This window comes from Rothia amarae (assembly GCF_042677725.1).
GTDB classification, from domain to species: Bacteria; Actinomycetota; Actinomycetes; order Actinomycetales; family Micrococcaceae; genus Rothia; species Rothia amarae.
On record NZ_JBHUCN010000008.1, the window covers coordinates 122,239 to 135,465 of the forward strand.

Sequence of the window (13,227 nt, forward strand, 5' to 3'; positions counted from 1 at the left end):
GGCGGGTCTTAGTCCCTGCGTTACTGCTTGGGGCGGGATTCCTTCTCACCAGTGTTAGCGGCGTCTTCAGCTTTTTGCTGACGAGCTTGTGCCTCGCGGCGTGCTTTTGCCTCAGCATAAAGCTTGGAGGACGAGCGGTTGATGCCGGTGCCCTGACCTAATTCGGGGCTGTTAGGCTTTTCCACCAGGATGAGCGTGGCGCACACTACCAAAGTCACCACAAAGACACCGCCGGCGAAAGTGAGCGCCAGAAGCACGTTGGGTTGGTTGTTGGTACCGCCGGTAGCGGTAATAAAGGTTCCCAAGAAAGTGATGATTGCCAGAACAGCTGCAATAATCAACGGGGCGGTTACCTGTTCTTTGAAACCACTCGGACGCTTTTCAGCCACTAAATCTCCTCCTGAAACATGTTCCGTACCAGTCTACGCGCCACGCCTGAATTCGGGCAGGGGTTGAGCCGGGGGCGGGTGCTAATTATCTGTGGTGTTGGGCGCTTTTGTGTGATTGCCCCGGAGCGTAATCGCGCCAATGAGCAGAAATACTCCGGCAATGATTGCTCCCCCACCGAGGGTGCCGAGGATTGCTTTATCGCCAATTTCGCCAATAACGACGAGCGCCACGGCAGAAATAGTCATAACCAGACCTTCAAGCTGCCAGTCTTTCCCCAGGTCCAAGATGTGTTTGGTGCGCATACCGAGCAAAATTTTCAGAATACTCGCAACCCCCAACGCCAAGGCAACAATCACAATGAACATGAATTCACTCTGGGCAATGAGCAAAAGAAGAACGGCAGCTCCCGCCAGCACCAAACCTGCCGAGGTCAGCGATTGCCCAGCAGCGGCATCGAAAAATCGAATCTTCTGCGCGGTAAATACCTGCGCCAGCCCAAGCGCCAGCAAAAAACCACCGGTCAGGATTTTCAGCGTGCCCAGCGTTGGCTCCTGTACGAACACGGTGATCAGACCAAAAATCAGGTAAATCGCAGCGGTAACGAATGCTGGCATAGCGAGCGCACGATGAGCACCTTGTTGATCTCCCGGCTGGACGCGCGGCGTAACTCCCGCATGCGGGGAAGAGACGTGTGCACGAGAGCGGTCTGAAGGAGTGGGGGTTTCTGAAAAATTATCTTGCGGTGAAGTCACAGGTTCTACCCTAGCGAAGAAAGCTGATGGTCTAAAAGGTAGAGGGCTTATTTATGAAGCTTAGCTTTCCCGCCTGGCACAGGCAGTCGAAATGTTTTATAAAAAGCCAAAATGTGTCTTTTCAGGTTCTCTTAACGTAAAGTTCAGTCTTTTTCCAGAAACATATTGCCCCTTGTGGGATAAACCACTTAGATAAGAGTAGTTGGGTTTTGAAATACTCAATTCACGCATATCAGCTAGTAAGGAACCCAGATGAAAACATCAGCTCTTTTCTCCCCTGCCCGCACCTGCAAAGCAGGCGTAGCGCTCTTCGGAACCACCGCAGTCCTCGCCGCCGGCGTCATCGGTTTGGCACCTGCGCAGGCAGAAGAAACGCCCGCCGCGCCAGTTGCCACCGCTACCGCAGAACCTACCGTGGTTGAATCAGCACCCCCCGTTGCCGAGCAGACCGTCGTAGCCACCGAAGCTCCTGCTGCAGCAGAAACTCCTGTAGCTCTCGAGGCCCCCGCAGCTCCTACCGCCGCAGAGCCCACTGCAACTGCTACGCCCGCTGAGTCCACCCCTGCAGCAGAAGCACCTGTCAAAGACGCCGCTGCAGCTACCGCGGCAGACCAGTTCAATCCTTCCTGGGCTCCCATAACCATTGCAGCAGGTGGAACCGGGACTGCCGCTTACACCGGCGATAACATTACCGTTCCTGCAGTTGCTCTCGCCGCCAAGCCTGAAGGCTGGCAGGGTTCCTACGACGACGCCAACAAGTCTTTCTCCTTCACCGTTCCCGCAGATTTGGCACCCGGTGAGTACACCGTGCCAGTAGCAGTGGGTTATGGGGACGGCAGCGTGGATAAAACCTCCATCGTTGTGACCGTAACCGGCGCTGCAGCAGCTACATCCGACAGCGAGAAGTACTCTCCCTCATGGGATAAAGGCACCATCACCCCCGGAGGAACTACCACTCTCAAGTACACTGGCGACGAAATTCTGACCCAGGCAGAAGCTAACGGTCAGATTCCTCAGGGCTGGAGCATTACCCGCGCTCCCGATAGCCGCGATTTCATTGTGACTGCCCCTGCCGATGTTCAACCTGGCTTTCAGCTGGTTCTGCCCATCACCGTAACCTATGGCGATGGCACCACTGACAGCGCAACCCTCACCGTAGACGTCGTCGCGGATGCCGTTGCACCTGCCCCCGTTGAGACTGAGCAGCCCGCCCCTGCCCCCGTTGAAACTGAGCAACCTGCAGCGCCTGTAGCTCATGAGACTTCTGCGCCCACTCAGCCGGCAGCTCCCGTAACTGAAACCCCTGCCGCACCAGCTCCTGCGCCTACCCAGGCAGCTCCTGCTGTTGCAACTCCCGCGCCGGCTCCCGCCCCCGCGCTTGCCCACACCGGCGCAACCAGCATTGCAGTTCTCTCCGGTGCCGGTCTGCTACTGCTAGTCGGCGGCGCGGCACTGCTGTGGGGACGTCGTCGTTCGGCATAAGCTAGTTGGCTCTTGCACCCAACACAGCATCGGGCAATGAGCTCATGTAGAAGTCTCCCAGGTAGCTGAACCTCCCCGCGAGGTTTAGCTCCTGCGTTTAAGCGCCGAGATCAGCAACAGGAGCCCGCGTTGGAGCGCCCGATCGCTGGCGGCGCCAAACCCCACCACAATACCGAATGCTCGTTCTTTTTCACTGGTTCCCGTATGCGACCAGTAGTCCCCCAGCGCGGCCGCTTTCACGCCGGACTCCTCCAGAATCTCTAACACTGCACGCTCGTCTGCCTCGGTTGCATAATCGCCAGAGAACTCCAGCACCACATGCAAACCGCCATCCATGGGGAGCACCTGCACCCAGGCGGGCATATCCCCGGTTGATAACGTGTCCAGGAGCAGATTCCGGCGCCCCTTATAGAGCCTCCGCATCCGCCCGATGTGGCGGCGCACCCCGCCATCGAGCATAAACTCAGCCATCGCGTCCTGCACCATGGCAGAGACGGGTGAGCCTAAATCTTCCCGCAGTTCCCACAGCGGACCGGTCAACGCATCGGGCGCAATCATGAATCCCAGCCCCAGCCCGGGGCTAATAGTTTTAGCGAACGACCCGAGGGTAATGACGCGGTCGAGCGCACCGGCACTTTCGCCGGCATCGCGGGCAAGAGCTGCAAGGGCAGGGAGGGGATCGCCCACGTAGCGCAGTTCCGAATCATAGTCGTCTTCCACAATGAAGGCGTCATTTTCTGCGGCCCAGTTCAGCAGTTCCAGACGGCGCGCCACAGGCATCGAGGCTCCCAGGGGGTACTGGTGGCTGGGGGCAACCAGTACGAGGTCAGGGCGATTTTCTGCTGGTAAATAGGCAGGATTCAGACCGTGATCATCTACAGGAATCGGCATAATTTCATGGTCAAAGGCCGCAGGAATTCGATGTAACGAAGGGTAGCCGGGGTTCTCCACAGCAATGCGTAGCGGGCGGTCATGAATTTCCCGTCGCAGGGCAGAGAGCACCAGGCGGAAAGCGTCACGAGCACCGGCAGTCACCATAATCGAGGCAGGTTCGCGCACCACCGACCGCATGAGCCGCAGGTGCTCGGCAAGCTGATATTGAAGTTCGGGGGAACCAGCCGCCGGGTGGGTTCGACCGGGGAGAGCAGCTGTATGGCGCCACGCCGATCGCCATGCCGAGGTAGCCAGCTGTGAGGTGTCGGGAATGCCCGGCCTCAGGTCAATGAACTGTCTCGTTGGCATAGTTTTGGGAATGGGACGGACACGCGGACTAGGAGACGGTTCCGGCATTGTGGGGCTCGTGGGTCGGGGTGGTGCGGAGGAATCAAACGCCACACTCACCGTGGTGCCGCCTTTTCCCGTAGACACATAGCCTTCACCCGCTAACTGCTCATATGCAGCGACCACCGAACCGCGCGAAACACCTAACCGCGCCGCCAGCGTGCGCGTGGCGGGCAGGGAGTCTCCTCCAGCTAACGTTTGGCTAACAATGAGCGCGCGAATTTGTTCCGCAATCTGAGAAGGCAGAGAAACAGTTGAATTTTTGTTGATCTGGAGCGGCAGTTCTGCCGAGGTGGATGAGCGAGCCATATCCTCAACCTACCGCGAGGGCGGGCGGGGCGTCGTCGTCTTTTCTGATGTTCACTCTCGGGTGGTCTAAAATTTTTATTGCTTTTTGGCTCTTTATTAGACCAATTTTTAGCGGCACTGTGGTGGTATGACTGAAAATAACAACGAAGTAACCGGATCCCCCCTCGTCAAGCGTGGCTTGGCAGACATGCTCAAGGGCGGCGTCATCATGGACGTCGTCACCCCAGAACAGGCAAAAATTGCCGAGGATGCCGGCGCAGTAGCCGTCATGGCACTCGAACGAGTTCCCGCAGATATTCGCGCACAGGGCGGCGTGGCACGCATGTCCGACCCAGACATGATTGAAGGCATCATCGACGCCGTTTCCATTCCCGTGATGGCAAAGGCACGCATCGGTCACTTTGTTGAAGCGCAGGTTCTCGAAGCGCTCAAAGTCGACTACATCGACGAATCAGAGGTGCTATCCCCTGCTGACTACGTCAACCACATCGATAAGCAGAACTTCAAAGTTCCTTTCGTTTGCGGTGCAACCAATCTCGGCGAAGCACTACGCCGCATCGCCGAAGGTGCCGCTATGATTCGCTCCAAGGGTGAAGCCGGCACCGGCGACGTTTCCGAAGCTACCAAGCATATTCGCACTATCAAGTCACAGATTGCTGAGCTTCAGGCGCTCTACGCAGTTTCCCCCGATTTGCTCTACGTCAAGGCCAAAGAACTCGCCGCGCCCTACGACATCGTGCTCGAAGTAGCCAAAACCGGCAAGTTGCCCGTCGTCCTCTTCACCGCAGGAGGCGTAGCAACCCCCGCCGACGCAGCCATGATGATGCAACTCGGCGCCGACGGCGTGTTCGTAGGCTCCGGCATCTTTAAGTCCGGAAACCCCGAAGCACGCGCCAAAGCAATCGTCAAAGCAGTTGCACAGTACGACGACGCCCTCGCAGTTGCCGACGCGTCCCGCGGCCTGGGCGAAGCAATGGTCGGCATCAACGTAGCTGACCTGCCTGCGCCTCACCGCCTTGCTGAGCGTGGTTGGTAAATTTCGCGGGTGCGAGCTAGCGAGCACGCAAAGAGCGGAATTTACCTGCGAGCATAGCGAAGCGGCGAGCAGTAAGAAACTGTGAGCGAAGCGAACTCCTATCTTGGGCTATGAGAAAGGGTTCGGGAGGGACTGCTCTCTTGCTCGGTTGGGTTATAGCTTTGTAGGTCATGCAGGCGCGGGAGTGCTCCCTTGCTCGCGCTGGGCGCTCACTGCGGACAGAGCCCTCGCTGACCTATTTCCCTTTGCAATTTTTACAGCGGCACGTTTCGTAACACCCTGCTCCTCAAACGCAGCATTGAGCTACGTTTTTTGTAATTACACAATTTTCTGCATTGAAGGTCCTTCACATGAGCAAACTTACCGGCGCCGGCAAGACCGTGGGCGTTCTCGCACTTCAAGGCGGGGTTTCCGAGCACGCTGAACTGTTGCAAGCTCTCGGTGCGGACGTGTTTTTGGTGAAAAAGGCTTCTCAGTTAGAGGGCTTGGATGCGCTGGTTCTTCCCGGCGGAGAGTCCTCCACGATTGATCGTTTGACGCGCATTTTGGGACTGCGCGATGCACTTATCGATGCTATTTCTGGAGGACTGCCCACGCTTGGAACGTGCGCCGGGCTGATTATGCTCTCGCGCGAAATCACTGACCCTGCGCCCGGTCAGCAGTCCCTGGGACTATTGAACGTGACCGTTGACCGCAATGCCTTTGGCTCGCAGGTTGCTTCTGCCGAAACAGTGCTCAATTGGAAGAGTCCCTCTGGCAAATCGCACCCCGTCAAGGCGGCGTTCATTCGGGCACCGCGCGTCGTTTCTGCAGGTGAGAGCGTAGAAATTACCGCCCACTACAACGGTGAGATTGTGGGCGTGCGCCAGGGCAATCTGCTGGGCATTTCGTTCCACCCCGAACTGTGCAATGAGACGGCGGTGCATGAGGAGTTGCTGGGGTTGATAAAGTAGGGACCTGCTCCCTGCTGTAGCTCCTATCGACGTTGCGCTACGCCCCGAGCTTGTATCAAACTCCGCGCCAGCCAGTTTTTCAGCAGTTTGTGCCAAATTAATGAAAGCGCACCGCACGTCATACGGTCTGTTTTTACATTTCTGGTTCGAACTTTTGGGGTGCAGTTAGAAGACGACAGAAATCCCCTCCCCGCTGCCCCGCAGAAATAATAGGACTTGTGTCTGCGTTCTGTGTGCAATGTAAAATCATTCAGTTCAAAACCGTAGGAGTGTTATGCATACTATCCTTCGATGTCTGGGGATTATTAAGACAGGATATTTTCAGAGGTTTGGTCATTGATTTTCGGTTATTTTCTATATCTCCTTATGAATAATTCTCATTTTGGGCAAGCCTCTATTAGCTATTCCTGAAATTCTTTGTGTAAGAACAAAAAATAATCAAGATTATAATAAAACTCGATGCAGTTACATGGACTTCTTCTCACTGGACCATAAGTTTTCAACCTGATCTTCTATCAGTTTCCAAAGGGTCAAAAAATCAGGGTCAATGTAGGACTCGAACGAACGCTCTTCCAATTTTAGATCGAAAAAATCAGGAATATTTTCATCTTTTTGAATTAGATCAATTTCAGGCTTACCAGATATCAAACGGTTTTTGTTTATATGACAAATCGCACTATTCACCGTATTTACTATTTCAAAATATGTATTCCTAGTAAGAGAAAATTTATCATCATCACCCACTAAGCCAGTAAATTGCTGCCTATTTGACAAGAAGTCTGGAATTTCACTATATTTTGAAGTAATTATATCGAATTCATCTACACCGCGAGTTGCCCATCCCGCACCGCCTTCGAATAAACAAAATGAACTCTTGTTAAAATTAGGTGAGGTAAAATACATCAAACGAGTCTTAGAATCTACAATTACAGATTTAATGACTTCTCTCAACTCGCTGACAGGCTTCTTATCTATTTTAGTTTGATCTCTACTTGTATAAAATATCTCATTCTCATGAACCCCTTTTTTGAGGAGTAATTTATAGACAAAATCTACAAATAATTTATCCGCCCCGGCATGTGACATAAATATTTTGTGATCCGTCTTCACCTCTACATCGCGTGAACTAGATTTTAGCTTTAAAGAAGCAGAACGGATGAAGTCATCGCGGACATCCTGAGGAGTCTGACTAAATTTATTTATCTCTTCATTTAATTCATTAATGAAAATTTTATTTGCCTGTGAAGATTTTCTTTTATTTTCTTTATCTATTTTATTAACTAAAGTTTCTCTCTTTCCAATTAAATCCCTAACCATTTGACGCACCTTTTCTAGCAAAAGGGTAAATCTCTTGTCATCTTCATCAAAACCTTGTCTATTAGTTGTTGCAATATCAGGTAAATTATCATCATCCAAAAGGTCAAAAGAAACTTCACCTTCAATATAATTTATATATGTTTTCTTAAGGTCTAGTAATGGGATAATATTTTCCATCGCCAATTTCCCACGAACATATAAACGAATTTGGTTACTATTTAGCTGGCGCGTAGAATTATTTCCAACATTCTTTTCTATCAGCTCCTTCTTTAGCGTCGAATGCATGCCAATCCAGCCATCTAAAGAATACTGTATTCCAGATTCTTCAAAATTACCTCTCAACATATGAGACTTCTCATCGTAAACATTCTCAAATTTTCTCCTTTCTTTACACTCCGATCCCTTGACTGGAACAATTATTTCCTCGCTAGAGTTAAATAATTCAGTGATACCTTCTGGAATTTCTTTCTGTGGCATAAAAGAGCTTAGAAATAGCATATTTTTAAATTGAATATTTTTTTCCACCAGTTTGAATTTTTGAAAATCATATTTACTTTCTTTTTGAACATAAACCCAAATATTTTTAAAATTAGGATTATCCAACGAAAACTGGTTAGCTAAAATACTCTGGAGGTTTTCAAGTTTTCTATCCCCAAACCCAGTCAAATTTATATTACTGATCCGTACTAATGTTCCGGAATTATTTTCATTCAGTTTTTCATATAAATTACTTTCTTCGAAATCTTCCACTAAAGCTATTTTTGGATGAACATCATTCTTTGTTATATTTTCATCTATATCCATTACCCAATTTTCAATCTTCCCATTTTTTACTTTTGTGCTAATCGAATATGAATTTGAAAGATACAGTGCCGCAAGTTTTCCAATTCCTTTCCTGCCCATCGGTTTATCTACTATCGGGGTGTCATGATTCCTTTTATCATGTCCAACCGTTAGATAATTGTTTAAACGGTCGGAGTTCATTCCTATTCCGTCATCTAGAATTTCTACTGTAGCTTTATCTTTTTCTTGGCTTAAATCAACGTAGACCCATACGTTTCCCGCACCCGCATCAAGTCCATTCGCCACCAGCTCCGAAATTGCAGACCAGGGGTTTGAATATAGACTTTTACCTAGCATCTTCATCATTTGCCAGGTAAAAGAAAATTCTTTTTCAATCTTATTCATAATTAATTTCCTTTAAATTCTAAATAATCATTTACAATAGTGTTTTCCAAACCAATAGATTTAATCAATTGGGATTGGGAAGTTGAACGATTTTTATTTCTTAGATATCTATATGATTTTCTTAATTCTTTTATAGTTGATTTATACTCATCTTTTGTCAGACCTTTCTGTTTTTGAAGAAATTTATAAAATTCATACTCTTCGCCAACATATGGTTCTTTTTTGCTATGATTACTGATTGTCTCTACTACTGCTTTAGCTAATAATGGCGGTACAGCATTACCAATCATTTGTTCTATTTCTGAAATATTCCCGACCCAGTGATATTCTTTTGGAAAAGTCTGAATTCTCGATCTTAAATCATAGGATAAAGAAACAACTTCATCATCTTTATTAGTATTCCCTATATGCTGCACATAGGTTTTAGGCTTAGGCCTATTAACCCCTCTAATCGTAGGGGAAGGTTCGTACACAGAAAATACTCCTCTTCTCTCATAGGATCTTGGATGAAGATAATAATCTGTAAGAGATATATCTGGCATGTATTCTTTTACCGTTAAAGGAAATATTGTTTGTCGCATTTCAAAATTTTCAGATATATCAAAATCAGGTTGATTTAAAGCGCCAATTAAAAATAGTCTTTTCCTTCTCTGCGGCACCCCATAATAATTAGCATCGAGGATAGTTTCTGTTACTCCATATCCCCCTTCTAAAAAATTTTTCTTCGCTTTTTGATATGAATTGCTTTTCCTAGCATTTGGAACATTTTCCATGATGAAATACTTGGGTTTTAGTATGCTGACTATCTTTGAGAATTCGAGGGTAAGATTTGCCCTCTCTCCTTCCACCCCTTTGCCAGCAGAAGAAAAATCTTGACATGGAGGGCCGCCAACTATCACATCGAAATCATAATCGGATATTAATGAAACAATATTTGAAACTGAACCTATATTTTCCTGCAAGAAGATATTCTCAAAATTATTTCTATAATTTTTGGCTGCAATACCCCAGTTATCAACCCCTAATGCTACCTCTGCATTTGCATATTTTATGCCTTGACTAAACCCGCCCGCTCCAGCAAATAAATCTATATACTTCAATCTATCTTCCATTTATATATGTAATTTTTATTCTAATATTTATAAATTATAAACATTTAGAGAAATTATTGAAAAAAATGATTATTTTATAGAGATGACTTAAATAATCATTAGAACCACCGCACCCATGGCAGGAACTTAGGAGAAATTATTGCTAATATTCTCTGCGCGAGGGAAAGCTAAACGAAAATTTCCTCAAGATTTCCGCCTCGTCTTGGAAAACATTCTTATCTATAAGATCATCATTATGATATCCACCATACTCACTTAACCCGCACCTTCCATCCACCTTTACTAAAAGGACTATACTGACTTCCTGGGTCGAAGATACCTCATCGAATCACAAGAACAAGTCATAAGACCCAGCCAACCCATATTCTAAGGCCATCGTGCGCTTGATATGGGGCACCAAAACAACCCGATTCCGTTCACCGCAACAACACCCACCACCACGGCACGAAACTTTCTAATTCCCGACGGCGAGGGTTCCGCTGGCGGGCGACCAGAAAGCCCCTTTGGGTCATGCAGCTGCCAAGGGTTGAGGTCGAGCGGCTCGTCAAACTCGAGATCGTCGTCGAAATCTTTGTCAGTCATATGCTTCTGCGCAACATCCCTAAATAAGATGCGGCAGAATCAGCAGCATGCCCAGGCTCCACGAAATGTGCAAAACACAAGCGGAAACAAGGGAGCCTGTACGGCGAGCTTCAAGCGCGGCAGGCACGCCAACGGCAATTGCCGCAAGTGCCAGCAGGGGTACGCCCATCGCCGCGGTAACCGCAATGTAGAGCACCAAACTGATTAAGGCGCGGGCACGCCAGGTGCCTGGCAAATAATCCATGGCTATACGTCGGAAAAAGACTTCTTCACCCACACCGTTGATGGCGGTAGTAAGAATTGTTACCCACAGCAGACCATAACGCGCATTATTCAAAAGCGAATCCACAGGTCCTGCCAGCACAGGAATATAGCGCACCAAAAATGCGCCTGCCAAAAAGATAAGCAAAAGACCAATGCCAATACCAAGACCTCGAAGGGCATCCTTGCCAGCGCGTTGTACCAGAAAAGCGGGATGAGACCGCGGGCAAAGAGCCCAGGTAATGAAGTAAACAGCGGCCACCGCAAAGGTAGCAACGTAGAAAACGAGGCCACCATCGGGGGCAGCCGAAGCAATCCCTAAACCTATAGCGGCGGCAAGAGCTGGTATGAGAACAGCTCCCAGAACTTGCTGTGGACCGGGTCGGTTGGAAACCTCGGAGAGGGATGTATGGGGAGTCGTCACAGTGCTAAAGTCTTTCTAAGTTTACTTATCTATTTAACCTAAGGATATGTTAGTGAAAGACCGGAAAGATAGAGTAGCGCTTGTAACGGGTTCAACCGGTTACATCGGCGGCCAGCTCATTATCGAATTACTCAAAAATGGCTGGACAGTTAAGGCTCTCTCGCGTGATCGAGCTAAGGCCGAGCATCAATCCTGGGGAAAACACATTGTGCCCGAGGGTTCTACCGCCAGAAGCGGTCAGGTAGAGGTTATTGAGGGAGACCTCGAAGATAAAGAGGCTCTCGACCGCGCCTGTGCAGGCGTGAACGTCGCATGGTATCTGGTGCATTCTATGAGCGAGGGTTCTGACTTCCGTGTTCAGGATAAGAAAATGGTCGAAAAGTTCGTGGAGTCAGCTAAACCTGCCGGCATTGAACGCGTGGTGTATCTGAGTGGTCTTCACCCAGAAAACGGTGAGCTCTCAGAGCATCTAGCTTCTCGCGTAGAAGTTGGCGACATTCTCTTGAATTCGGGCATCCCCACCGCCGTTCTGCAAGCGGGAATTGTGATTGGTGATGGCTCGGAGTCTTTCTCCATGCTTCGTCACACCGCCGAGCGTCTGCCCGGCATTGTTGGTCCTGGCTGGATGCGCAACAAAGTAACTCCGGTAGGTATAAAAGATGCTCTCTTTTACCTTCGCAAAGCAGCAGATTTCCCTGCCGATATCAACCGCACCTTCGATATTGGTGCCCGTGAGACGGTTCCTTATATTGAGATGATTCGCCGCTATAGCGAAATTGCTCTCAAGGTTCCCCGCGTTATCTTCATTGCCCCGGTGATTACGCAGAACTTAGCAGCTACCTGGATTTCTCTGATTACTCCCTTGAATAAGAAGATGGCTTTGCCTCTTATTCAGAGCTTGGAACATAATACGGTAGTAAAAGAGCGAGATATCATCGAGCTTGCCGGGGAACCCGAGGGCGGTATTTCTTCATTTGAGGACGCCGTCAAGGCTGCCCTCCGTACCGTTGATACAGGCTTATGGGCGCGCACGGCCTGGGGCACAACGGGAGCGGTCGTCGCTACTGCAATAGTTGGTTCTTTACTCACCGATCCTGAAAATCGTTGGTACAAGAATCTCAAGAAGCCAAGCTGGCAGCCTCCTGCCCTGGCTTTCCCCATTGTGTGGACTGCTCTTTACGCTGATATCGCTGCTATCAGTTCCCTCGTACTTGCAGATGCGCAGGAAAAGGCGCGCGCCGGTGAGCAGGACGGCACGAAAGAAGCTAAATCTTACGCGGTAGCCTTAGGGGCTAATTTGGTTCTCAATGCGGCATGGAGTGGACTCTTCTTCCGCTCCCGCAGACCGTGGTTGGCAGCAGTAGAGTCGATTGCGCTAGCAGCTAGTTCGATTGATCTTGCACGACGCGCGGGGCAGTCTTCTCCTGAACGTGGGGTAGCTCTTGCTCCCTACGGTGCGTGGACTTCTTTCGCTGTCGTTCTTAACTCTGCCATTGCTCACCTTAACCGTGATTCCCGTACTCCTTTGCAGAAAGTAGTAGACCACGGCTTGGTAGCTGGTCAGCGCAGTGCTGATTTTGCCCAGGAAGGTTACAACAGTCTTGGTAAGGGTGCGAAATTCGCGCTACGCAAGGGGGTAGGTCTGGCTCTTCGGTCTTTCCCGCCGTATGTGGTAGCTTCACGTGGCCTGAAGATTTATCGCACCGTGCAGCAGGGTCGAAAGACTTTCAAGAAATAGATGTAGAAGATTAGGGCTTCTTATTTCTGGTCAAACAATTAAGGAGAAACTGCCGCACTCCTCCAGAGAAATGAGGTGGAGGGGAAGACTCTGATAAGGGTTTTCCCCTCTCCCTTTTTGGGTCCTCGCCTAATTTTTTATCAGCTATTTTTAGAGTTGACCCGCGTTACAGAAAATGTGTTTCATATCATAAATTTAAGTCTCTTTTGGTCCGCAATAGAGCTTATTGCACTACAGCTACCTACGAGATTGTTGAACAACTAGGTGCGAGATCCTCTTACAAGAGCTCATCCTTGATAAATTGACGAGATGAGGACGGAGTGACCTTATCAATAAATAATTATCGTGTTGATAAAAAAATTTTCTAAGAGTAGTGTGAGACATATCAAACAACATAGTTGA

Annotated in this window: 10 protein-coding genes; 4 read left to right on the forward strand and 6 right to left on the reverse strand. The window is 49.2% G+C overall.

Annotated features, from left to right (window positions below; translation table 11 throughout):
- Positions 1-20: 20 nt before the first annotated feature.
- Both ACFR81_RS04125 and ACFR81_RS04130 read right to left on the reverse strand, forming a co-directional pair.
- On the reverse strand, positions 21-389 hold the full coding sequence (locus ACFR81_RS04125; protein ID WP_068168373.1) for a hypothetical protein: 369 nt from the start codon (positions 387-389) through the stop codon (positions 21-23).
- 81 nt (positions 390-470) lie between these two features.
- Positions 471-1,142 carry a hypothetical protein gene (locus ACFR81_RS04130; RefSeq protein ID WP_343874555.1) on the reverse strand — a complete coding sequence of 224 codons (672 nt, stop codon included), beginning with the start codon at positions 1,140-1,142 and terminating at the stop codon, positions 471-473.
- Positions 1,143-1,394: 252 nt separating this feature from the next.
- Between ACFR81_RS04130 and ACFR81_RS04135 the strand changes: the two genes are divergently transcribed.
- Positions 1,395-2,624, forward strand: coding sequence for a Rib/alpha-like domain-containing protein (locus ACFR81_RS04135; RefSeq protein ID WP_343874558.1), 1,230 nt, complete (start codon positions 1,395-1,397; stop codon positions 2,622-2,624).
- A gap of 84 nt (positions 2,625-2,708) precedes the next feature.
- Here ACFR81_RS04135 and pdxR read toward each other — a convergent pair whose 3' ends face one another.
- Positions 2,709-4,214, reverse strand: a complete 1,506-nt coding sequence (gene pdxR, locus ACFR81_RS04140; RefSeq protein ID WP_343874560.1) for a MocR-like pyridoxine biosynthesis transcription factor PdxR — start codon at positions 4,212-4,214, stop codon at positions 2,709-2,711.
- Positions 4,215-4,341: 127 nt separating this feature from the next.
- Here pdxR and pdxS point away from each other — a divergent pair, with 127 nt between their 5' ends.
- Positions 4,342-5,250 (forward strand): pyridoxal 5'-phosphate synthase lyase subunit PdxS, encoded by a 909-nt coding sequence (pdxS, locus tag ACFR81_RS04145; protein WP_343874563.1) that lies wholly within the window; start codon positions 4,342-4,344, stop codon positions 5,248-5,250.
- Positions 5,251-5,600: 350 nt separating this feature from the next.
- Positions 5,601-6,203 (forward strand): pyridoxal 5'-phosphate synthase glutaminase subunit PdxT, encoded by a 603-nt coding sequence (gene pdxT, locus ACFR81_RS04150; RefSeq protein WP_343874565.1) that lies wholly within the window; start codon positions 5,601-5,603, stop codon positions 6,201-6,203.
- Between the two features lie 465 nt (positions 6,204-6,668).
- On the opposite strand, the gene ACFR81_RS04155 is transcribed toward pdxT, so the two are convergent.
- From ACFR81_RS04155 to ACFR81_RS04165, 3 genes are all read right to left on the reverse strand, one after another.
- Entirely contained in the window at positions 6,669-8,708 is a 2,040-nt protein-coding gene (locus ACFR81_RS04155; RefSeq protein WP_343874567.1) for an ATP-binding protein, read from the reverse strand.
- A gap of 2 nt (positions 8,709-8,710) precedes the next feature.
- Complete coding sequence (locus ACFR81_RS04160) at positions 8,711-9,820, reverse strand: DNA cytosine methyltransferase (protein ID WP_343874570.1); 1,110 nt, start codon at positions 9,818-9,820, stop codon at positions 8,711-8,713.
- A 601-nt stretch (positions 9,821-10,421) separates the two neighbouring features.
- Complete coding sequence (locus tag ACFR81_RS04165) at positions 10,422-11,087, reverse strand: CPBP family intramembrane glutamic endopeptidase (protein ID WP_343874572.1); 666 nt, start codon at positions 11,085-11,087, stop codon at positions 10,422-10,424.
- Between the two features lie 52 nt (positions 11,088-11,139).
- Between ACFR81_RS04165 and ACFR81_RS04170 the strand changes: the two genes are divergently transcribed.
- A complete protein-coding gene (locus tag ACFR81_RS04170) occupies positions 11,140-12,825 on the forward strand; it encodes a tryptophan-rich sensory protein (protein WP_343874574.1) in 1,686 nt (561 codons plus the stop codon).
- Positions 12,826-13,227: the final 402 nt, after the last annotated feature.